This is a genomic window from Janthinobacterium breve, assembly GCF_051380895.1.
Classification (GTDB): Bacteria; Pseudomonadota; Gammaproteobacteria; order Burkholderiales; family Burkholderiaceae_D; genus Janthinobacterium.
Map to the genome: position 1 here is coordinate 261,067 of NZ_JBNYXY010000009.1, position 20,728 is coordinate 281,794.

General features: G+C 63.0%; 20 protein-coding genes. 11 read left to right on the top strand and 9 right to left on the bottom strand.

The genetic code is table 11. The features are described from left to right. The first annotated feature begins 53 nt into the window (after positions 1-53). Both ACQ4W0_RS19540 and ACQ4W0_RS19545 read left to right on the top strand, forming a co-directional pair. The gene (locus ACQ4W0_RS19540; protein WP_436578259.1) at positions 54-2,759 is read left to right on the top strand and encodes a polysaccharide deacetylase family protein; all 2,706 of its coding nucleotides are present in this window, start codon (positions 54-56) and stop codon (positions 2,757-2,759) included. Positions 2,760-2,761: 2 nt separating this feature from the next. Then, on the top strand, positions 2,762-3,148 hold the full coding sequence (locus ACQ4W0_RS19545) for an immunity 22 family protein (RefSeq protein WP_436578260.1): 387 nt from the start codon (positions 2,762-2,764) through the stop codon (positions 3,146-3,148). On the opposite strand, the gene ACQ4W0_RS19550 is transcribed toward ACQ4W0_RS19545, so the two are convergent. After that, on the bottom strand, positions 3,133-4,356 hold the full coding sequence (locus tag ACQ4W0_RS19550; protein WP_436578261.1) for a response regulator: 1,224 nt from the start codon (positions 4,354-4,356) through the stop codon (positions 3,133-3,135). The genes ACQ4W0_RS19545 and ACQ4W0_RS19550 overlap by 16 nt on opposite strands. Positions 4,357-4,451: 95 nt before the next feature. On the opposite strand from ACQ4W0_RS19550, the gene ACQ4W0_RS19555 reads away from it, so the two are divergent. Together ACQ4W0_RS19555 and ACQ4W0_RS19560 are read left to right on the top strand one after the other, a co-directional pair. After that, positions 4,452-6,530 (top strand): TonB-dependent receptor, encoded by a 2,079-nt coding sequence (locus ACQ4W0_RS19555; RefSeq protein WP_436578262.1) that lies wholly within the window; start codon positions 4,452-4,454, stop codon positions 6,528-6,530. 17 nt (positions 6,531-6,547) lie between these two features. Further along, on the top strand, positions 6,548-7,093 hold the full coding sequence (locus tag ACQ4W0_RS19560; RefSeq protein WP_436578263.1) for an RNA 2'-phosphotransferase: 546 nt from the start codon (positions 6,548-6,550) through the stop codon (positions 7,091-7,093). Positions 7,094-7,163: 70 nt separating this feature from the next. Here the strand turns inward: ACQ4W0_RS19560 and ACQ4W0_RS19565 are convergent, their stop codons facing one another. The 7 genes from ACQ4W0_RS19565 to ACQ4W0_RS19595 all read right to left on the bottom strand — a co-directional run bounded on the left by ACQ4W0_RS19565 (position 7,164) and on the right by ACQ4W0_RS19595 (position 13,027). Next, positions 7,164-7,361 carry a sigma factor gene (locus ACQ4W0_RS19565; RefSeq protein WP_436578264.1) on the bottom strand — a complete coding sequence of 66 codons (198 nt, stop codon included), beginning with the start codon at positions 7,359-7,361 and terminating at the stop codon, positions 7,164-7,166. Positions 7,362-7,490: 129 nt separating this feature from the next. Continuing rightward, complete coding sequence (locus ACQ4W0_RS19570) at positions 7,491-8,612, bottom strand: HupE/UreJ family protein (protein WP_436578265.1); 1,122 nt, start codon at positions 8,610-8,612, stop codon at positions 7,491-7,493. Between the two features lie 8 nt (positions 8,613-8,620). Then, positions 8,621-9,832, bottom strand: a complete 1,212-nt coding sequence (locus ACQ4W0_RS19575; protein ID WP_436578266.1) for a tetratricopeptide repeat protein — start codon at positions 9,830-9,832, stop codon at positions 8,621-8,623. Positions 9,833-9,914: 82 nt separating this feature from the next. Continuing rightward, the gene (locus tag ACQ4W0_RS19580) at positions 9,915-10,160 is read right to left on the bottom strand and encodes a hypothetical protein (protein ID WP_436578267.1); all 246 of its coding nucleotides are present in this window, start codon (positions 10,158-10,160) and stop codon (positions 9,915-9,917) included. A gap of 13 nt (positions 10,161-10,173) precedes the next feature. Then, the gene (locus tag ACQ4W0_RS19585; protein WP_436578268.1) at positions 10,174-11,673 is read right to left on the bottom strand and encodes a DUF4331 domain-containing protein; all 1,500 of its coding nucleotides are present in this window, start codon (positions 11,671-11,673) and stop codon (positions 10,174-10,176) included. Positions 11,674-11,792: 119 nt separating this feature from the next. Beyond that, entirely contained in the window at positions 11,793-12,440 is a 648-nt protein-coding gene (locus ACQ4W0_RS19590; RefSeq protein WP_436578269.1) for an NrsF family protein, read from the bottom strand. Further along, entirely contained in the window at positions 12,437-13,027 is a 591-nt protein-coding gene (locus tag ACQ4W0_RS19595; RefSeq protein ID WP_436578270.1) for a sigma-70 family RNA polymerase sigma factor, read from the bottom strand. Before ACQ4W0_RS19595 ends, ACQ4W0_RS19590 begins: the two co-directional genes overlap by 4 nt. Before the next feature lie 128 nt (positions 13,028-13,155). On the opposite strand from ACQ4W0_RS19595, the gene ACQ4W0_RS19600 reads away from it, so the two are divergent. From ACQ4W0_RS19600 to ACQ4W0_RS19615, 4 genes are all read left to right on the top strand, one after another. Next, entirely contained in the window at positions 13,156-13,938 is a 783-nt protein-coding gene (locus ACQ4W0_RS19600) for a DUF1223 domain-containing protein (protein WP_436578271.1), read from the top strand. After that, positions 13,938-14,543 (top strand): cytochrome b/b6 domain-containing protein, encoded by a 606-nt coding sequence (locus ACQ4W0_RS19605; RefSeq protein ID WP_436578272.1) that lies wholly within the window; start codon positions 13,938-13,940, stop codon positions 14,541-14,543. The genes ACQ4W0_RS19600 and ACQ4W0_RS19605 overlap by 1 nt, the downstream gene beginning before the upstream one ends. A gap of 50 nt (positions 14,544-14,593) precedes the next feature. Beyond that, on the top strand, positions 14,594-15,325 hold the full coding sequence (locus tag ACQ4W0_RS19610) for a molybdopterin-dependent oxidoreductase (RefSeq protein WP_436578396.1): 732 nt from the start codon (positions 14,594-14,596) through the stop codon (positions 15,323-15,325). Between the two features lie 191 nt (positions 15,326-15,516). Beyond that, complete coding sequence (locus tag ACQ4W0_RS19615; RefSeq protein ID WP_436578273.1) at positions 15,517-15,804, top strand: pentapeptide MXKDX repeat protein; 288 nt, start codon at positions 15,517-15,519, stop codon at positions 15,802-15,804. Positions 15,805-15,837: 33 nt separating this feature from the next. Here ACQ4W0_RS19615 and ACQ4W0_RS19620 read toward each other — a convergent pair whose 3' ends face one another. Further along, positions 15,838-16,617: an EAL domain-containing protein gene (locus ACQ4W0_RS19620; protein WP_436578274.1), complete on the bottom strand. Its 780-nt coding sequence runs from the start codon at positions 16,615-16,617 to the stop codon at positions 15,838-15,840. Positions 16,618-17,136: 519 nt separating this feature from the next. On the opposite strand from ACQ4W0_RS19620, the gene ACQ4W0_RS19625 reads away from it, so the two are divergent. From ACQ4W0_RS19625 to ACQ4W0_RS19635, 3 genes are all read left to right on the top strand, one after another. Further along, positions 17,137-18,180 (top strand): ice-binding family protein, encoded by a 1,044-nt coding sequence (locus ACQ4W0_RS19625; protein ID WP_436578275.1) that lies wholly within the window; start codon positions 17,137-17,139, stop codon positions 18,178-18,180. A gap of 76 nt (positions 18,181-18,256) precedes the next feature. Beyond that, positions 18,257-19,477 carry an MFS transporter gene (locus ACQ4W0_RS19630; protein WP_436578276.1) on the top strand — a complete coding sequence of 407 codons (1,221 nt, stop codon included), beginning with the start codon at positions 18,257-18,259 and terminating at the stop codon, positions 19,475-19,477. A gap of 276 nt (positions 19,478-19,753) precedes the next feature. After that, on the top strand, positions 19,754-20,626 hold the full coding sequence (locus tag ACQ4W0_RS19635) for a hypothetical protein (protein ID WP_436578277.1): 873 nt from the start codon (positions 19,754-19,756) through the stop codon (positions 20,624-20,626). Positions 20,627-20,728: the final 102 nt, after the last annotated feature.

Consider the following 20,728-nt stretch of genomic DNA (forward strand, 5'->3'; position numbering starts at 1 on the left):
GCATCCGCGCCATCTGAATTCTATGCATAGTATGTGAAGGGAATGACAAGCCTGTGACTTCCAAGCCGATCAAGATCGCCGCCACCGTCGTCGTGGCTCTCGCCGCTGGGGCCGGCATTTACGCCTATACCCGTCCCGCCGCCAACGCCACACCTGGCGCTCCCGCCTCGGGCAGTCCGGCCGCCGCGTCGCAATCCACCGTGGATACGGCCGCCGTGGCCGCCCAGTTCCGCGACTTGCTGGGCAATTTCCGCAAGATCATCGTGCTGCTGGCCGACGAGCAAAGCTTGCCGGAAGGTGTGCGCGACGAAGCGCGTAAAGTGGGGCAGGCGCTGTTCCATGAAAACCAGGAACGCATCGCCAAGCTCGATCTTGCGTTGGATCAACTGACGGCGCCCACGAATCCGGGCCGCTTCGAGGCGCTCGATAGCCTGCTCACGTATATCGAATCCGACCCCGGCCTGTACGACGCGGACCGCCTGGCTTACCGCGAGCTGCTGCAAAGCATGCTGGCCGACGTGGCCAAGGATTCCTCCTTGCCGGCGATCAAGCTGCACAAGCGCATTTCGGAAGACCTCGATGCGCTGGGCGAGATCGAGCGCAATTACGAGAAGGAAATCCGGCAAATCTTCGGCAACCTGGGCCAGCGCGCCATCGAACTCAAGCGCGAGCGCTGGGACGATTACGTGGCGCAGCTGAAAAAGCTCTACAGCCGCGAACAGATCCTCAAGGAAAACGGCATCGTCGTGCCTTACACGGTGCCGCCGGCCGCGCCGTCAGCTGGCACGATACCCGAAGCCAAGCCTGCGCCAAAGAAGGAGGAGGCGGAAATCTTTGGCCTGGGCTTGCCGAAGAAAACCATCGTGCTGACCTTCGACGACGGCCCGCACCGCCGCTACACGGAAGAAATCAGCGCCATTTTGAAACAATATGGCGTGCCGGCCGTGTTCTTCAACGTGGGCCGCAACCTGGGGTCGCTCGACGCGGAAGGCCACGCCAAGCTGAACGCGGGCGCGGAAGTGAGCCGCAAGCTGATGCAAGAGGGCTATGCCGTGGGCAACCACAGTTTCAGTCACGCCCAGCTGTCGAAACAGACGGGCGAGAAGCTGAAAGGCGAAATCCTCGGCACCGACACCCTGTTGAAAGCCATCAGCCCCGAGCGGGCCGCGCTGTTCCGCTTTCCGTATGGCGCGCGCAACAGCGAAGGCATGGCCGCGCTGGCCGATGCGCATTTGAAATCCGTAATGTGGAATATCGATTCGCTGGACTGGGCCGACCCCGTGCCCAGCTCCATCACGAATCGCGTGCTGGCGTCCGTCGACAAGGCGGGGCGCGGCATCATTTTGTTCCACGACATCCATGAACGCACGGTGAAAGCCTTGCCGGCCGTGCTAGACAAGCTGATCGCCGAAGGCTATCAATTCGCGGGCTGGGATGGCACGAGCTTCCAGGTGGCGAAAAGCACGGCGCCCGCGCCCGAAAAAGTGCCCGTGACGACCGGCTATGCCAATTCCTGGGCCGTGGTGATCGGCATCGATGACTACGCGAAATGGCCGAAACTGCAATATGCGGTGCGCGATGCGCAGGGCATCCGCGAAACGCTGATCGAAAAGTTTGCATTCGCGCCCGAGCGCGTCGTGACCCTGAAAAATGGCGAAGCGACGCGCAACAACATCCTGGCTGCCTTCCACGACAAGCTGGCGCATGGCGGCGTGCAAAAGAATGACCGCATCTTTGTCTTTTTCGCCGGCCACGGCGCCACGCGCAAGCTCAGCTCGGGGCGCGACCTCGGCTACATCGTGCCCGTCGACTCCGACCCGGCGCAGTTCGCCACGGATGCGATCCCGATGACGGAAATCCAGAATATCGCGGAATCCCTGACCGCCAAGCATGCGTTCTTTGTCATGGATGCCTGCTACAGCGGCCTGGGCCTGACCCGCGGTGCCGGTTCCAGCTCCTTCTTGCGCGACAACGCCAAGCGCATCGGCCGGCAAATGCTGACGGCCGGCGGCGGCGACCAGCTGGTGGCCGATGGCGGGCCGAACGGCCACTCCGTGTTTACCTGGACCCTGCTGCAAGGCCTGGCGGGCAAGGGCGACCTCAATGGCGATGGCCTCATCACGGCGACGGAACTGGCCGCCTATGTGGCGCCGGCCGTCGCCAGCGTCTCGAACCAGACGCCCGCGTTTGGCAGCCTGCCCGGCTCGGAAGGAGGCGATTTCGTCTTTGAATTGCCGGGCGAAACGGAATTTCTCAGCCCGAACACGACGCAGCTGTCGACGGAAGCCATCGCCCTGAACAGCAAGCTGGACGCCAAGCCGCAAGCGGCCAGCGTGACGGTGAAGGATTTGCAGGGCGGTGAACAGAAGATCGTCACGCCGGGCGCCGTGCCCACCTCCACGCGCCAGCTGGCGCAGCGGGCCAACGACCGCGGCTTGCAGCTGTACAAGGAGAAACAATATGCGGCGGCGGAAGCGCAATTTACGGAAGCGCTGAAATTGCGTCCCGACTTCGCGCTGGCCGCCAACAACCTGGGCTTTGTCTTCTACAAGCAGGAAAAATACCGCGAAGCGGCCCGCTGGTTTGAAAACACGGTCAGGATGGACCCGTCGCGCGCCATCGCCTATTTGAACCTGGGCGATGCGTATGCCAAGGCTGGCGATGCCGCCAAGGCCAAGGCCGCATACAAGACCTATCTGGAACTGGCGCCGACGGCCTCGGCGGCCCCGGCCGTGCGGCAAAAGATGGAAAAGCTGTAGGCTTGTCTTCCACCATGCCCATCGTCCACGTATTTGCCTGCAGCGGCCGCTTTGCCAGCCTGGAAGCGCTGCAGGCTTATCTGTCGCCCACGTACACGTACACGGACGATGGCGACGCCGTGCCGTCGCCATTCTTCCTGGAAACGGGTCTCACGCAATACGAGCCAGCCTGCTTCGAGAGCGCGATGCTGGCGGCGCCCGCGCCGCTGGCGCAGTTGCTCGATGGCGTCTCGTATGGCGACAGCTGGCTGGCGCAGGCCTGCGCGGACGCGGACGCGCAGGACTTGCTGGCCGACACGAGCATCTGTGTATTTGCGCCGAATCAACTGGCGTACCCAGAGCGCAGTTCGCTGCAGCATGTGGGCAGCTATGTTTACGGCGGTGGCTGAGCGTCATCGTTGCGTTCTTCGTTCAATAGTTTGTTGACGCTGGCCAGCAGGCTGGTGCCCGAAGTGGTGATGAAACGGGCGCCCGCCGCCTGGGCCTCCGTGCCGTAGCTGGCGAGCGTATCCTTGCTGCAATACACCACGATAGGCAGTTCCGGCTGCACTTGCCGTGCTTCGCGCACCGTGCGCACGCCCGCATCCTTGATGCGGCGGCGGTTTTCCACCCGTGCCATGTCCGTGATCAGCAGCGCATAGTGTCGCTGTTGCAGCATGGCCAGCGCCTGCCGCATCGACACGGCCTGGTCAACCTTGATATTTTCCCGTTCCAGCTGTTCCACCAGCAAGGTATTGTTGCGCGGATGATCGTCCAGCCACAGCACCAGGCTGGACGGCTTTTGCGCCGCCGGCACGCCGGCCAGGGCCGTGACGGCGCCGGCGCCATCGGGCGGGTGGGCCAGCAGCAGCTGCGTGATGGCTTCCTGCATGTCATCGAGCGACTTTTGCTGCAAACGGCTCAGTTCCGTCACTTCGATTTCCTTGCCGCTTTCCAGGCGCACGGACTCGTTTTTGACGAGGCTGTCGGCGCGCTTGATCATGATGGACAGGTAAATGCGCGTGAGCAGGTAGCCGATCAGGAAACCATGCACGGAAAAGAACAGCATGATGCCGCCCACCACCGCCATGGCCGTGGGCGTGTCCGTGGCCAAACTGGGCGCGATGAAGGCGGTCATGCTGCGCGCGCTGCCGGGCAGGCTTTTGAGCTCGATCAAACCCACGCCGACGATGATTTTCGTCAGCCAGTCCGACACTTCCACCAGATTCGAATTGATTTCCATGGGCGTGGGCGTGCCCAAAAACAGGGTATTGCTGGCGTTGCCGGTCGCCGCATCGGCGTTTGCTGCAGGCGGTTCGTCCGTGGGGTGGCCCTTGCCATTGGCCCGCTCGTCTGGCGGCGCCACGTTGACGGTGCCCGAAGGCAGGCTGCGCGGTATGCCGAACAAAAAGCCCAGCAGCATGCCGCTGACGCAAAAGCCCAGGCTCCACAGCAGTGCCGGCACGGCGTGGTAGTACGGCGGTAGCAGGGCGCCCGCCAGCACGGCCAGCAGCCCCGCCAGCAGGATGTACAGCAGGATATACGGCAGCACGTCGCGCTTGCGCGCGGCCGCCGTGGCGGTTTTGCTCGCCTTGCCGGTGCTGTCGCTCAGGTCCACGGTCGCTCCTTGAAGATTGCTGAATCCAGGTACCCGGCCTGCCGCGTATATATCCGGTAGGAGCCCGTACTGACATCATAAAAAGGGGAGACGCGATGCGATTGAGAAAACGCAAACTGCTGTCAGCTTGTGCACTGGTATTGTTGAGCATGGGGCGCCACGTGGTGGCGCAAACGCCAGCGGACGCCGCCACCGTCGCCGAGGCAACGCGCACCGTGCGCGTGACGGGTCACTACGACAACGCCGTCGGCACCTCGGACGCGGCCAGCCAGGGCGTCATCACGACGGACTTGATCGTCAACCGGCCCGCCTTGCGCACGGGCGAATTGCTGGAATTCGTGCCGGGGCTGATCGTCACCCAGCACAGCGGCGACGGCAAGGCCAACCAGTATTTTTTGCGCGGCTTTAACCTCGACCACGGCACGGATTTCGCCACGTATGTCGACGGCATGCCCGTCAATATGCGCACGCACGCGCATGGACAGGGTTATTCCGACCTCAATTTCCTCATTCCCGAGCTGGTGCAGCGCATCGACTACAAAAAGGGGCCGTATTTTGCCAGCGAGGGCGATTTCGCCTCGGCCGGCGCGGCGCGCATCCGCCTGGCCGATAAATTGCCGCAAGGCCAGGCCAGCGTGTCCGTCGGCCGGCACGGCTATGTGCGCGGCGTCGTGGCCGATTCCGTCGCTGCGGGGCCAGGTATCTTGCTGTACGGCCTGGAAGTGAACCGCAACAACGGCCCCTGGGACGTGCCGGAGCGCGTGCGCAAAGTCAGCGGCGTGCTGCGCTACAGCCAGGGCACGCCGGACGACGGCTACAGCGTGACGGCCATGGCCTACAAAAACAGCTGGAACGCCACCGACCAGGTGCCGCTGCGCGCCGTGGAATCGGGCCAGATCGGCCGTTTCGGCTCGCTGGCGCCCAGCGATGGGGGCGATACCTCGCGCACCAGCCTGTCTTACGCCTTACGCCAGCGCACGCAGAACCGCTTGTTCGAATTCGATGCGTATGTGATCCGCTCTCAGCTGGAACTCAATAGCGATTTCACCTACTTCCTGGCCAATCCGGCCACCGGCGACCAGTTCCAGCAAAGCGAGCGGCGCACGGTGGCGGGCGTGAACGCCAGCGAAAGCTGGACCACGGAGATGGCAGGATTTTCCATTCGCAACAAGCTCGGCGTGCAGGCGCGCTATGACCGGTTGTCGCCCGTGGGCTTGTACAGCACGGTGGAACGGGTGCGGCAGGGAACGTTGCGCGAAGACCGCGTGCGCGAGGGCAGCATCGGCCTGTACGGCGAAAACACCGTGCAATGGCTGCCGTGGCTGCGTTCGGTGGCGGGTGTGCGCTATGACGCCTACCGTTTCAAGGTCGACAGCAGCGTGGAGGGCAACAGCGGCGCGGCGAGCGACCATGTGGTGTCGCCCAAACTGTCATTGATACTCGGGCCGTGGCGCAAGACGGAGTTTTTCGTCAATTATGGCAAGGGATTCCATAGCAACGATGCGCGGGGCACGACGCAGACGCGCTTGCCCGATGGCACGCCTTCCACCCCCGTCACGCCCCTGGTGCCGACCAAAGGCATGGAACTGGGCGCGCGCACGGAGTGGCTGCCGGGCTTGCAAAGCTCGCTGGCCCTGTGGCGCCTCGATCTCGCGTCGGAACTGCTGTTCGTGGGCGACGCGGGCGAGACGCAAGCGAGCCGCGCCAGCCACCGCCACGGCATCGAATGGAACAACCATTACATAGTCGCGCCATGGCTGCTGTTCGACCTGGACCTGGCCGCCTCGCGCTCGCACTACACGGAACATGACCCGGCCGGCAACCATATCCCCGGTGCCATCGGCAAGGTGGCTTCGTTTGGCGTGACGGTGACGGACCAGGGGCCGTGGTCGGGCGCCTTCCAGCTGCGCTATTTCGGTCCCCGTCCCTTGATCGAGGACAATAGCGTGCGCTCCGCCTCGACCACCCTGGCGTATGCGCGCCTCGCGTATCAGCTCAACGGCAAGACGCGCATCGCCCTCGATGTGTTCAACCTGTTCGATAAACGCGCCAGCGACATCGATTATTACTATGCCTCGCGCCTGCCCGGCGAGGCGGCGGACGGGGTGAGCGACCGGCATTTTCATCCGGTGGAGCCCCGTTCCGCACGCCTGACCTTGTCATATGCGTTCTGACAACGCTAGACTGCGGCATGACAGATCATTTAGTAAATACCAGTAAATTTCTTTCCCTCATACTGCGCCACGCGCCTGAAAAAATCGGCCTCGTACTCGATGCTCAGGGCTGGGCCGATATCGGCCAGCTGCTGGCGCAAGCGGCCCAACATGGGCGCCGCTTTTCCCGCGAACAATTGGAGGACGTGGTGGCGCGCGACAGCAAGACGCGCTACGCCATCAGTGCCGACGGCTTGCGCATCCGCGCCAACCAGGGGCATTCTCTGGCCGCCGTCGACATCGGTTTGCTGCCCGCCACGCCGCCCGCCATGCTGTACCACGGCACGGCCAGCCGCTTTGTGGCGGCAATTCAAATGTCCGGCCTGCTGCCCGGATCGCGCAACCATGTGCATCTGTCTGCCAACCGCGCAACGGCCGTGGCCGTCGGGGCGCGCCACGGCAAGCCCGTCGTGCTGACGGTGAACGCGGCGGCCATGCAGGCGCAGGGTCATGTGTTTTATGTGTCGGACAATGGCGTGTGGCTGACGCAAGCCGTGCCGCAGGCCTTCATCGGTTTTCCCTGATTAATGAAGGAGGGTCCTGGCCTTGGCTTGCCCTGGCGCTTGCGGCGCAAGATCAATACACCCGTCACGCTCAGGCCCGGTGCTGGCGAGATTCCATGGGGGCGGGTGCGCGGCCCCGCGAGATGATGCGCAAATACGTGTCGTGCACCAGGTCGGCCGCGTCGAAGGCGTTGCCCAGCTTGCGGCGCAGCCAGCCCTGCAGCCAGCCGTGGTGGTCGCTGTAGAGCACTTCGATTTGCCGAGGCAGTTCCAGTTCTGGGCCTAGCATGCAACCTTTCCATGCCATGGTCCGCGGGACAGTGTGGCCTTGATGCGATTGAGAATTGTTCGTATTGTAGCCCGATTGCTTGGACTTGTGGCCCGGCAGTGGCGGGCCAGCAACGCCAGCCGGCAGCCATCACGCTGAAATCAGCTTGATATCGGCAACTCTCTCCACCAGCCACACGCAAGCCACCACGGCAATCGCCAGCGAGCCGATGGTCAGCACCTGCCGGTACAGCCAGGTCTTGCGCAGCAGCCAGGCGACGGGCAAGAAGGCGGCGACGATGGCCAGCTGGCCCAGCTCCACGCCCACGTTGAAACCCAGCAGGCTGGCCAGCAGCGAGCCCTGGGGCAAGCCCAGGTCGCGCAGCACGCTGGCAAAGCCGAAGCCGTGGATCAGGCCGAAGGCAAAGGCAGCCACGGGGCGTTTGCCGCGGAACAGAGGCAGCAGATTGTTCAGCGCGGCCAGGATCACGGACGCGGCAATCGCCGATTCCACCCAGCGCGAGGGCAGGGACACCACGGACAGGCTGGCCAGGCTCAAGGTGAGGGAATGCGCCAGGGTAAATGCCGTGACGACTTTCAGCACGTCGATAAACGCCGCCTTCAAGCCGTGCTGTTGCTCGCGCAAGCCGGGCAGCAGCACGGCCGGCAGCAGCAGCGACAGCAGAAATAAAATATGGTCGTAGCCGATCCAGATGTGCCAGATGCCGTGTTTCACGTAGGCGCCGAACTGCGCCAGGCGCTCGGGCGCGGCCAGCGAAATCGTCTGGCGCGGGCTGTCCGGGTCGAAGATGGCCGTTTGCGTGGCGCCGTCGCTGTTGATCTTGAGCAAGCCCTTATGCTGCGGGTCGAGGTCGGCAAACAGGGTGTAGCCGATGGTCAAACTGGCAGGCGCGGCGCCGCCGGGACAGTCGGCGCGAAAGCGCAGCACGTTGTAAGCGCCGTCCGTGTGGCTGTCGATCAGCTGTTCGACGGCTTTCAAGGGGCAGGCGCCCTGGTCGCTGGCCACCTGCAGGCGCTGCAGCGCATAGGCGGCGATGGCATCGTGGCGCGCGCGGATTTCATCCCAGGTCAGCTCGCCGTCGCCATTGCCGTCGAGGCCGATGGCAAAATCGAGGTCGCGCAGGGCGATATCCCATTGGCCTTCGACCTGCTGGCCGTGCACGGCCAGGCTCAAATAGCTGTCGCTGGGCTTGTGTGCCTGCGCGGGGGCCAGCCACGCACACAGTAGCAGGATGAACAGGCATCGCTTCACAGTACACCTCACAGCGCACCTGCTTTCTTTGTGGCACTAAGTTTCTGCCCATCCTGCGGCCCCAGTTGCCTGACGAGCCGCTGCAGGGCCACGTCTTCCACGCCGTTGGCCGCGATCCAGGCCAGCACTGGCTGGGCTGCGCCGTAGTTGCGCGCGGCCAGGGCCGCTTCGAGCAGGATGCGCATGTCGGGCACTTCCTTCTGGATGGCCCAGTTTTGCTGCGCCAGTTGCAGGGCTGCGGGGATATCATGTTGCAAAAACAGGGCGAAACGCGCTTGCTCGCGCTGGTGTACGGTGTCGCCACGCTGCATGGCGGCGTGGAAGCGGGCCGCCAGTTCCGCTTTTGCCGCCAGGAATGCCGTCTGCTGGCCGGGCAGCGCTTGCAGGGCCAGCGCATGGCGCAGCAGCAGGGCGTCGATGCGCTGCTGGTCTTTCAGCAATTTGACGACTTCCTGTGGGCGCTGCCGGTCGAGCAGGAAATCCCCGTAGGCGCCCAGCAGATAGCTGTCGCGCGGCTGCTGCGCCAGCGCTGTCTGGTAGCGCGCCTCGGCCAGCGCCAACTCTCCGCGCCGCGTGGCCATTTCCGCCAGCAGGGTCAGGGCCCAGCTTTCCAGCTCGGGCGCCGCGCCGCTGCTACGCTGCAGGGTCAGGTCCAGCAAGCGCTCGCTGCTGGCAGCGCGGCCCGTGACGCTGGCGATATTGGCAAGGCAGGTGACGGTGACGAGTTGCGTTGTCAAGGCCGACAGGCGGGCGCAGCTGCTTGTCGCCTGCGCGTAATCGCCCTGCACGGTCAGCACCGTGGCGCGCGTCAGCCAGGCCTGGCCATTTTGCGGCTGCTGTGCGATGACGGCGTCAAGGTCTTGCAGGGCGGCACCGAAATGGTGGGTGCTTTGCAAAATGGTGGCACGCAGCAAACGCACGGGGACGGGGGGCGCGGCCTGCCGCCACCAGGGCGCCAGCGCCGCCTGCGCATAGCCCAGGTAGCGCGGGTCCGTTTCGCTGCGCGCCAGGGCAATGTAGCGCTGCGCCAGTCCGCTGGCCAGGACCAGGTCGTCCGGCGTGGCGTTGAGTTGCTGGCGCAGGCCCCGCAGTGCGAGCTGCGTGGCATCGGCGCGGCGCGGCAGCTGTTCGATGACGGTGCTGCCATCTTTCGGCGTGTAGGGCGTGGCCAGTGCCAGCACGGGCAGGCAGGCGCACAGCAGGGAAATCGGTGTTTTCATCGTGGACGCCGTCGACGGTAGAGTGGGGAAGCAAGGGCGCCGGAGAACGCTGTCTGCGGCGCCCGCACTTTGTTACTGCGCGTTACAGCGGCACCGGTTCCGTGTTTTCCGGAGACGTGGCCATGATGGCGTCGATGGCCACGCCATCCTTGTCATCGCTGGTGGTCAGAATGACGTTGCTGACGGCCACAAAGAAGGCGTCGAGCAAGACCACGGGCGGCGGCGTGCTGCCGCCATTGTCGCCGCCGCTGCCGCTATCGGTGCCGCCGCCGCAGCCGGCCAGCAAGGCGGTGAGCGCCAGGGCGCTGCATGCATAGAGCTTTTTCATCGCGTTCTCCTGGTTACAGCTGTGGCGAACCGGCCACGGGGGTTTTCAGGTAAGGAAAACCCGCCGTGAAGAAGGTTTCGTCGAGGAAAGCGCCGTCCGTGAAATGCAGGGCGCCGGCGGGTGCGTCGGCCGGGGCGCAGCCGATGTTCAGCGTGCACAGCTTGCCCATGGCCACGCGCAGCACCACGTCGACCACGTCGTCGCCGGGGCGGCGGCCGTTCGGGAAGCCCGCATTATCGCCATCGATCACGCCCAGACGCTTTTGCGATCCCACGGCGGTGGGGGCGATCGAGGTATTCAGGCGCAGCATTTCCGAGGCCGTCACGGTGACTGGCTGGTTCACACCCTTGATGCCCGTCAAGAAGGTGGCCACCAGGTCGTTGCGGGGAAAGTTGGTGGGCGCCTTGGCGCCGGCCGAGCCGAACAGCACTTCCACCAGGGCTGGCGCGGTCGGGTTGGTGACATAGTCGGCAAATTGCGCGTCGCCCGACGGCTTGCTGGCGTTGAAGCGGTCCTTGTCCTTCAGGCCGATGACCAGTTCATTCACCAGCGGCATGCCCAGGCGCGACACTTGCACCCACGCGCCGCCTTCCTTGGAGGCCGTGGTGGCCGTGCCCGGTGCCGGGTTCAGCAGGCGTCCCTGGCGCAGGCTGGCCGTGGTCCAGCCGCCGATGACAGGGTCGCTGCCCGCCGTCAGGCAGGCGGTCGGCACTTCCATCTCGATGGCCGTGACGTTTTTCCGGGCCAGGTCATCCTTGGCAGCCGATTCCGCATTCGCGGCAAACTCCGTGGCGGGCGCCTTGATGTTGATCAAGTCGAACGTTTCGCCCAGATTCACGACGAAGGGGTCCTTGCGCTGGCCGACGAACAGGCGCGCCGGCGTGGCGCAGCCGGGGATGTTGACCGTGTAGACGTGCTGCGCGGCATAGGCGGCGTAGTTGGGAATGGCCTTGTTGCCGATATTATCGACCGGCTTGTCGAAGGTCGTGCCGCCGCCCGTGGCGTTGGTGACGGCGCTCCTCGTGCCTGTGCGGCGGTCGCCCCGCACCACCGTCACGCTGTAGGTTTCGCGTACGTTCAGGCCGGCCGGGTTGACGGTGTCGATGGCGCCACCGTTGATGACCAGCGGAATCGAGACTTTCTTGCCGCCCACGGTGAACTGGCCATCCTTGATGGTGTTGGTAAAGCGGAACTGGAAGGTGAGGTCTTCCTTGCCATCGCCATTGTTGTCGATATGGATTTCGTACAGGGCGTTGGGGTCCATGGCGAAGTAATTCGGCCCGCCGTAGGCGTCTTGCAGGGGAATATAGTCGGCCACCAGCGTGGTGTAGGCGCCGCGGCCCGCTTCATAGCTGCGGAACATATAGAAGTCGGTGGCGTCGACTTTGGGGTTTTGCGTGATGAACGGCGCTTCGCGGTGGCTGGAGGCAAAAGCGGGCGGGGCAATGGCCGCCGCCAGAAAATTGCCCAGGATGGCTGCGCCAAGCGCGGTTTTCGATATTGACAAAGACATTTCAATTCTCCCGATTTTTGTTAGCGTTGACAGACAAGTCCAAGAAACTGCAGGCTGCCTGACTTGTACGAACGGGGGGAGAAAACGGATTCAAATCTTTGGCAAGGGCCTCCAGTGCCTTACCAGGCCAGCACTTTGGGACCGATGGCGGCGCCGATGGCCGTCGGCACCAGCATGCCCAGCACGTACCAGAAGCCGACGAAGCTGGCCGCCAGCTCCGGGCAGTGCAGGCAGTACACGAGCGCCGCCATGGCGCCTGCGGCAAACCCTGCAGCAGCCCCCGCCAGGCGCAGCCGCGTGGGCGCCAGCTGGCGCATCAGCCGCAGCACGGCGGCCAGGATGGGGAGCGAGAGCATGGCGATCAGCAAGGGGCAGCTGCGCCAGGTGGCGCCCCAGAACAGTTCGGCGTGTTGTTCGGGCGGGGCTTCCTGCACGATGATGGCGCCCAGCGCCCACATCAGCAGCAGGGGCATGGCGAGCAGCAGGGGCAGGGCGCGCGTGTTGGCGCCTGGCACGCACAGGCGGCGGCTGACATGCCAGGCCGCCAGGCAGAGGCACACGACAAAGCCCACCTTGATCCAGAAGTCGGGCAGCAGGGCCAGCTGTTCCAGGTTGGGGCGCACGCCCAGCAGCATGGCCATCAAGGCCACGCTGGCCAGCAGGCCGGCGCCCAAAGTGGAAGCGGCGCGCCAGTGCGCGCCCGGGGACGCTGCGGCGGCCACGTCGGGGCCGCTGGCCAGCATGGCGATCAAGTCATCGGTTTTCATGGTGCGCTTCCTTCACTCCTTAAATTGGCCGCCAGTGCCTTTAAGCCGCGATGCACGGCCACTTTGACGCTGGCTTCCGAAATCTGCATGGCGGCCGCCGTGTCGCGCACGGACCAGCCGTCGAGCTTGGTATGCACGATGGCGTCGCGCTGCTGCGCCGGCAAGGTGGCCAGCAGCTTGGCCAGGTCGCGGCTGGCCTCGGCCGCCTCGGCATCGGCGCTGGAAAATAGTTCCTGCGCGCTATCTTCTTCGTCATACGGCAAGTGCTGCGCCTCGCGCCGCCCATGCCGGCGCAGCCAGTCGATCAATTTGTAGCGCGCGATCGCATGGATCCACGATGTCAGCGGCACTCCCGTGTCATATGTCGATCGCTGGTTGTGGATGGCCAGCAGACATTCCTGCACCAGGTCTTCCACCTCGTCCGGCCAGCGCTGCAGGCGGCGCCGGAAAAACGCGCGCAAATGGGCGCTGCTTGCCTGCAAGAAACTGCGATACGCCTGCGCATCGCCATCGAGTCCGCGCAGCAGCAAGCCATGCAGCCGCAATTCCGTGCCATGCAACTGCTCGTTCACTGGTATTCGTTGCATGCAGGCCTTTGGTGACAGGCGTTGAGAAAAATAACTGGAATTATTTGCTGGCGGCTGTAACCAATCCGCATCGTGTGGCGAATTGACAGGCAAGCACGTTGCTTCATTCAATATACCGGTGAAAGACCATGGACATCAAGCACCGCCTGGCAATACTTCTACTTCCCGTCCTGGGCATGAGTGTGGCAGCGGGCCAGCGCTGCACCGTGCAGAGCGGGCCGCAGACGGCGGCGCTGGTGGAGCTGTACAGCAGCGAAGGCTGCTCCAGCTGCCCGCCCGCCGACCAGCGCCTGAACGCCTTGCGCAAGGACGCGGGGCCGGCCAGCTTGATCGTGCCGCTGGCCCTGCACGTCACGTACTGGGACCAGATCGGCTGGACGGACCCGCTGGCGCAGGCGCAATTCGATGCGCGCCAGGCCGAGCTGCTGCGCCACCAGCCGCGCCAGGTGGCCTACACGCCCCAGTTTTTCGTGGGCGGCACGGAATTGCGCAGCTGGGATACGCAACTGCCGGCCGCCATCCGCCGCATCAACGCGACCGCCGCGCCCGTCAACATCAGCCTGTCCGCCACGCCGGGGCCGGGTGGAAAACTATTGCTGGAAGCTAATGTCAGCGCGCCGGACGCGCAGACGGGCGGCCAGTTATATGTGGCCATCAGCGAAAGCGGCATCGTCTCGACCGTGCTGCGGGGCGAAAACAGGGGCGCCACCCTGCATCACGATGCGGCCGTGCGTCTGTGGCTGGGGCCGGTTGCGCTGGCGCAAGGCCGCGCCCGGCTGCACCGCGAAGTCAATCTGCCCGCCAACTGGCGCCCCGAATACCTGCAAGTGGTGGCTTTCGTGCAGCGGGCCGACAGCAGCGCCATCTTGCAAGCCGTCAGCACGGCGCCATGCGCGAAGGGAGTGTTGTGATGCATACGCCTACCGTTTCCAGCGCCACCATCCACCCCGCCTGGCTGCGCCTGACGCACTGGCTCAATGCCGTGGCCGTGGTCGTGCTGGCCACCAGCGGCTGGCGCATCTACAACGCGGCGCCATTCTTCCCCTTCGAGCTGCCGCGCGCCCTGACCCTGGGCGGCTGGCTGGGCGGCGCCCTGCAATGGCATTTTGCCGCCATGTGGCTGCTGGTAGCGAATGGTCTGCTGTATCTGATCATTAATATCGTCTCGGGACGGCTGCGGCGCCAGTTCTTTCCCCTCTCGCCGCGCCTGCTGCTGGCCGATTTCATGGCTGCCCTGAAAGGCAAGCTGGCCCATGCGGACCCGCGCCGCTACAACATGGTGCAGCGCGCCGCCTATCTGTTCGTCATGCTCGATTGCATCGTGCTGGTGCTGTCCGGCCTGGTGCTGTGGAAATCCGTGCAGTTTCCCCTGCTGCGCGAGCTGCTGGGCGGCTACGAGAGTGCGCGCCGCGTGCATTTCATCGCCATGACGCTGCTGGTGGGCTTTGTCGGCGTGCACCTGCTGATGGTGGCGCTGGTGCCGCGCACCTTGCTGGCCATGCTGCGCGGCCGCTAAAGGAAATGATCATGAAAAAATCCATCATTGCGCAAGCGCAGGGCCAGGCCATGCTGGCCGACGCCTTGCGCCAGATTAAACAGCCGTCGCGCCGCCAGTTCTTGCAGCGCAGCCTGACCCTGGGCGGCCTGTCCTTGCTGACGGGCTGCAACGTCAGCGACGCGTCCAGCATCGAGACGGCGCTGACGGCGGTGTCGCGCTTCAACGACCGGGTGCAGGGCTGGCTGTTCGATCCGACCAAACTGGCGCCCACGTATCCGGATTCCATGATTACCCGGCCGTTTCCCTTCAACGCGTATTACGGCGAGGATGACGTGGAAGAGGTCGACGGCGACGCATGGCGCCTGGAATTGAGCGGCTTGATTGCCGACAAGAAGCCGTGGAGCCTGCCGCAACTGCGCGCCCTGCCACAGGAAACGCAAGTCACGCGCCACATCTGCGTGGAAGGCTGGAGCGCCATCGGCAAGTGGGGCGGCGTGCCGTTTTCGCACTTCCTGAAGCGGGTCGGCGCCGACACGACGGCGAAATACATCGGCTTCCAGTGCGCCGACGATTACTTCACCAGCATCGACATGGCCACGGCCCTGCATCCGCAAACCATCATGGCCTTGACGTATGACGGCCAGGAATTGCCGCCCAAGTATGGCTACCCGATGAAACTGCGCATGCCGACCAAGCTGGGCTACAAGAACCCGAAGCACATCCAGGCCATTTTTGTCACGAATACCTACCCGGGAGGGTATTGGGAGAACCAGGGCTACAACTGGTTTGGCGGTTCCTAGGAAGGCCGGGGAGGCGGCCAGTGCGGCGTTGCATTGCCTTGTCGTACTAATCGTACTGCCTGCGGCAATGCGCCTGGCCCTGACCACCTCCCGGCCTTCCTATTATTTAGCAATAAGCAGCACCCTGTAGCGCAGCAACAGCTTTACCACCGGGCAATCTTGCCCATCCAACACTGAGACAAGGACTTATCATGAAAACCACCATCACCGCCATCATCGCTTCCGCCATCCTCATGTCGGGCGCCGCGTTTGCCCAAGATGCAATGAAGAAAGACCCGATGGCCAAGGATGCCACTGCCGACGCCATGCACAAGGATGCGATGGACAAGGACGGCATGAAGAAGCCCATGGCCAAGAAACACATGAAAAAGGATCACATGGCCAAGGATGGCATGGCAAAAGATGCCATGGCGAAAGACGGCATGAAGAAGGATGAGATGAAAAAGGATGACATGAAGAAAGATGCGATGGGCAAGTAAGGCAGGCGCAGATCGGGGCGTGGTGACTGCCTGTCACCACGCGGCCGGATCGATCACGCCTATCGCCATCAATGCCGGCTTGCAAAATAAATATCCCTGCATCAAGTCGACGCCCATCTCCCTCAAACAATCGCGTTCGGCGGTCGTTTCTATACCCTCGGCCAGGACTGTAATGTTGAGTTCCTTGCAAATGGCCATGATGCCTTTGACGATCGCCTGCTTGGGTGCGCTTGCCTCGATGCCGCGCACCAGTTCCATGTCGATCTTGATGATGTGCGGCTGATACTCCGCCAGCAGAGTCAATCCCGCGTAGCCGGCGCCGAAATCGTCGATGGCCGTCTGGAAGCCGAAGCGGCGATACTCATGGAAGATGTTGACGAGGTGGGGCCGGTCGGGCACTTCCTCGCCCTCGGTCACTTCGAAGATAATGCGGCGAATGGGGAAATTGTATTCGCGCGCTGCGGCTAAGGTGGCCTGGATGCAAGCCTCGGGGCGATACACGGCATTCGGCAGAAAATTGATGGACAGATATTCCTCGATGCCCAGCCTGGCCGCGCCCTGGATGGCGCGCACGCGGCAGGCCTGGTCGAAGACATAGCGGTTTTCGTCATTGACCTGGGACAGGATCGAGTAGGCCGATTCGCCGTTGGGGCCGCGCACCAGTGCTTCGTGGCCAAAGATCGAACGCGTGGACAGTTCGACGATCGGTTGATAGGCAAAGGTGAAATCGAAGCCCAGTGGCCCGGCTTGCTGGCACTGGCTGCAGCCTGTCTTTTTCCCGGCCTGGCCTGAGGTATCGCTGGAGGAAGTCATGGTCGCGTTGGCCTCTGATGAAAAAATACACAAGTTGTACATGGCTGTTATACCACGCCCCTGTGCCAAAGGAGCGTTATTTGTTGCCCACAGGGGAGGATGATGTCTACTCTGACAAAATGCGACAGAAAGTAATGCAAATTGCCTAACGGCAATAATTAACTGGCTAATCACCGACAATCGCTGTACTATTTCCATTAAGCAATTTACCAGTCCCGATGCGTCATGTAGTACCTTGACCCGCCCATCAGAACAGCTGACCGCCCGCCGCCCATCCCCCCGCGGTACTTCCCCGCCTACCGGCCCTTACGTGCAGTCGTACTGGCTAGCTGCATTCGACGATATCGTTTCAGGTGTTTCACCTCTGCTGCCTGCCGCTTGTCGCGAAATGATCAATGATTCCCAAGTTGGCCATGATGGCCCGGGATACGCTGCGCGCTTTTTTTGCGGCGCCTCCTGAAACCGTCCTGGCATTCGCACGTGACTTCATTCATGCGCAAGATGCGCAAAGAGATTCCCATGAAATTGCCTCCAGCAACACTGGCGCTGCTCGTCACGCTGGCATGCACTGCCGCGCAAGCCCGCGCCGAAGGCGTGCCCCTGTTTGGTCAATCGCTGGACAGCGCCTCCGTGTTTGCCCAAACCTATGCGACGACCGGCGCCAACTCGAGCGTCACAGGCGATATCGTCTCGGGTGATGTCGCCACCATGGGCGCCGCATCCCTGCTCAGTGGCAATCTGCTGTCCCTGGGCGCGGCCACCATCGGTGCCAATGCCGTCGTGCGCGGCAATATGCTGAGCGGCGGTGCGGCCACCGTCGGCGCCAATGCCAGCGTTACCGGCAAGGTCGAGGCGCTGGGAGCGGTCACCTTGTCCGCCAGTAGTACCACCCAAGGTGCAGGCACGCTTTCAGCGCTGCCGTTGCTCGCCGCGATCCCGACGAATGTGCAGAGCAATGCGCAGCAGGTCGGCGCCGCGCAGGCCGCATTGAAGAACATGGGGCAGGGGACCGCCCTGGGCACGACCATGACGCTCGATACCACGCTGTACCCGGGCGTGTTTACGGCGGCCAATTTGTCGACCACGGCCGGCATCACGCTGACCCTGGACGGACAAAACAGGCGAAATCAATCCTGGGTGTTCAATATCGACGATTACCTGGTCACGGGAGCGGCCACGAAAATTGTCTTGATCAACGCCGATGCCAGCAACAGTGTCATCTGGAATAGTGGCGGCTACACGAGCCTGGGTGCCAGTGGCGAGTTCATCGGCACCGTCCTGGCAAAGGATTACGTCAGCGTCGGCGCGGGCACCAGCGTGACGGGCGTGGGAAGCGCCTGCGGCGGCATCTTTTCCGCCACATCGTATGTGTCGACGGGCGACGGCGCGCGCATCGGCGGCAATGGCTGTAGCGGCACAGGCAGCGGCTTCGATATCGTGGACGGTACCGCTGTTCGCAGCATCGACATCCCGGCAGTACCGGAGCCGTCCACCTACGCCATGCTGGTGGCCGGTCTTGCCCTGCTTGGCCTGATGCGGCAGCGCAAGCAGGCGCGCCTGTAAGGGAAAACAAGGCGACCGAGATGCCAACGCAATTTGTAGTAAGCTGGTCGCCTCCTGATTTCCTGCATGTACAGTCATGACCGAACCGTCCGCTGCCGCGCTGTCCCCCGAAGCACATCCCTCCGACAAATCGATCCGCCGCCGCTCGCTGTTCGCCGCCTGCAGCGCGCATGCCGTGCATGACGGCTTGACGGATGTTATCTACGTGCTTCTGCCCATCTGGCAGGCACAGTTTGCCATCAGCTATGCCATGGTGGGCCTGTTGCGCGGTTCGTACTCGGGCATGATGGCCGGATTCCAGTTGCTGGCCAGCCGCCTGGCCAGGCGCTGGGGACGCGAACGCATGCTGGTGGGCGGCACGGCGCTGGCCGGCATCGCTTACCTGATCGCGGGGCAGGCGGGCGGCCTGGCCGTGCTGCTGTTCGCCTTGCTGCTGGGCGGCCTGGGCGCCAGCACGCAGCATCCGCTGGCCTCGTCGATCGTCACCGACACGCACGAAGCGGGCGGCGGCGTGAAGGAAGCGTTGTCGCACTACAATTTTGCCGGCGATATTGGCAAGACCCTGATTCCCGCTCTGGTGGGCTTGCTGTTGCTGGTGTGCAGCTGGCAAGCCAGCGTCTCGCTGCTGGGCCTGCTTGGCCTGGCGGCGGCCGGCTTGCTGTGGTGGTTGCTGCCCAAGCCCGGCAACACTCAGGCCAGCCAGAAGAAAGCGCTCAAACCCATCGCGGGCAGCGGTTCGGCCGCAAGCTTTCGTGCCTTGCTGGCCACGGGCACGCTGGACAGCGCCGTGCGCATGGGTTTTCTCACCTTCTTGCCATTCTTGCTGAAAAGCAAGGGCGCGGGCACGGCCGGCATCGGCGTGGCGCTATCGCTGCTGTTCGTGGGCGGCGCCTTCGGCAAGCTGCTGTGCGGCTATCTGGGCGCGCGCATCGGCATGATGAAAACCGTGTGGCTGACGGAATCGATGACGTCCGTGTTGATCGTCGCAGCCCTGTGGCTGCCCCTGGCTGGCGTCATGGCCATGCTGCCCTTGCTGGGGCTGGCGCTGAACGGCACTTCGTCCGTGCTGTACGGCGCGGTGCCGGAACTGGCCGCCCCCGGCAAGCGCGAACACGCGTTTGCCCTGTTCTACACGGGCAGCATCGGCGGCGGGGCCCTGTCGCCCGTGCTGTTCGGCGCGCTGGGCGACCATACCAGCGTGAACACAGCCTTGCTGGCGCTGGCGGCCGTATTGCTGCTGACCTTGCCGCTGGCGTGGAAGGTGCAGCGGGGCCTGGCACACGGTGGCGCCACATGACAGGAAGCCTCGCATGAGTCTGCCATTGTCACGCGACAAACACGATACGCAGCACGCGCAAGCGCTCATCGCCTTGAGCCGGGATAAAAACGGTGCTGGACAGTGATGACGAACAAATCACTGTGATTGACCAATAATCAGGGTCATGATTGGAGTGCATCAGTATTGAATCTGCGTGCGTGTGGCCATTCCCGTAATAGATAGGAGACAATCCCGTCCGAATATATGTCGGCATCCGGGTTTTGAAAACTCTCTATCATTTAACAGGAAGATTACATGGGCCATTTTAGTATCCCGCAAACCAATAAAGCACTCGCTGTGTATTTTCATGGCAAGACAGTGCCTATGCTCTTTGCGGTATTTGCGGCCATATTGGCGGCAGTGGCGGGATTCGTGCTGTATCTGAGCACGATCCTGCCGCAGAAAACGCTGACGGAATCTTCGGCCATGGCACTGCGTAATGGCGCCAAGCTGGGCACGCACAGCAATCTGACTATTCTTTATGGCACGGCGGTTTTTCTATTGCTGATCGCACTGCTGGTACTGGTGATGCGTGCGGTAATGCTCAAGCGGCAAAAGAGCCGTTTTGAATTGCATGAAGATGGCGTGGTGCATGAATCGGGCGGCATCCGCAGCTACGCTGCATTTGCCGATATTGAGGACCTGTATCTATTCGCCGCCGGCTCCACCGCCATGTCAGGCTTGATCAATAACTTTGCCTATCGCACGGGCGCCGACCAGCCCTGGATACTGGCTACCGCAGAACTCAAGCGTTTTGACGATTTCATGGACGAGTTTCGTTCCCGCTATGTCTTGCACCGCATGCCCGTATTAAAGCAGAAGCTTGCAGACGGCGAGCGCGTGAACTTCCATTACATCAGTAGCGGTAACTTGTACAAGAAACGTTTGCTCGGTAATTTCCTGAATTTCAAGACACATGTAGTGGCATTGTCTGCCCAGGGCTTGCATGTGGATGGTGTCACCTTTCCTGGCAGCAGCCTGAAATGCATGAATCTGAGTGACTGGACCGAGAAAGTGACGATCAAGGATGCGGCGGGCGCCACGGTGTTTTCGTGCATCGGCACGGGTATCCTGAGTTTCGATCTGTTCGTCAATATGATAGACGACGAGATTAATCAGGCCGGGTAAAAATCCAGCGAAAAATATGCCTCTCTGTACTGGGAGGCTTGCGACCGGGCTATCCCGGCCGGCGGTCAACTTCAGATAAAAATGACAGTACATTGACCGTCG

Bases quoted from the DNA above. Each gene is read 5' to 3' on its own strand.
- ACQ4W0_RS19555 (WP_436578262.1), top strand. From the start codon at position 4,452: ATGCGATTGAGAAAACGCAAACTGCTGTCAGCTTGTGCACTGGTATTG.
- ACQ4W0_RS19560 (WP_436578263.1), top strand. From the start codon at position 6,548: ATGACAGATCATTTAGTAAATACCAGTAAATTTCTTTCCCTCATACTG.
- ACQ4W0_RS19565 (WP_436578264.1), bottom strand. From the start codon at position 7,361: ATGCTAGGCCCAGAACTGGAACTGCCTCGGCAAATCGAAGTGCTCTAC.
- ACQ4W0_RS19575 (WP_436578266.1), bottom strand. From the start codon at position 9,832: ATGAAAACACCGATTTCCCTGCTGTGCGCCTGCCTGCCCGTGCTGGCA.
- ACQ4W0_RS19580 (WP_436578267.1), bottom strand. From the start codon at position 10,160: ATGAAAAAGCTCTATGCATGCAGCGCCCTGGCGCTCACCGCCTTGCTG.
- ACQ4W0_RS19585 (WP_436578268.1), bottom strand. From the start codon at position 11,673: ATGTCTTTGTCAATATCGAAAACCGCGCTTGGCGCAGCCATCCTGGGC.
- ACQ4W0_RS19590 (WP_436578269.1), bottom strand. From the start codon at position 12,440: ATGAAAACCGATGACTTGATCGCCATGCTGGCCAGCGGCCCCGACGTG.
- ACQ4W0_RS19595 (WP_436578270.1), bottom strand. From the start codon at position 13,027: ATGCAACGAATACCAGTGAACGAGCAGTTGCATGGCACGGAATTGCGG.
- ACQ4W0_RS19600 (WP_436578271.1), top strand. From the start codon at position 13,156: ATGGACATCAAGCACCGCCTGGCAATACTTCTACTTCCCGTCCTGGGC.
- ACQ4W0_RS19605 (WP_436578272.1), top strand. From the start codon at position 13,938: ATGCATACGCCTACCGTTTCCAGCGCCACCATCCACCCCGCCTGGCTG.
- ACQ4W0_RS19610 (WP_436578396.1), top strand. From the start codon at position 14,594: ATGCTGGCCGACGCCTTGCGCCAGATTAAACAGCCGTCGCGCCGCCAG.
- ACQ4W0_RS19615 (WP_436578273.1), top strand. From the start codon at position 15,517: ATGAAAACCACCATCACCGCCATCATCGCTTCCGCCATCCTCATGTCG.
- ACQ4W0_RS19620 (WP_436578274.1), bottom strand. From the start codon at position 16,617: ATGACTTCCTCCAGCGATACCTCAGGCCAGGCCGGGAAAAAGACAGGC.
- ACQ4W0_RS19625 (WP_436578275.1), top strand. From the start codon at position 17,137: ATGAAATTGCCTCCAGCAACACTGGCGCTGCTCGTCACGCTGGCATGC.
- ACQ4W0_RS19630 (WP_436578276.1), top strand. From the start codon at position 18,257: ATGACCGAACCGTCCGCTGCCGCGCTGTCCCCCGAAGCACATCCCTCC.
- ACQ4W0_RS19635 (WP_436578277.1), top strand. From the start codon at position 19,754: ATGGGCCATTTTAGTATCCCGCAAACCAATAAAGCACTCGCTGTGTAT.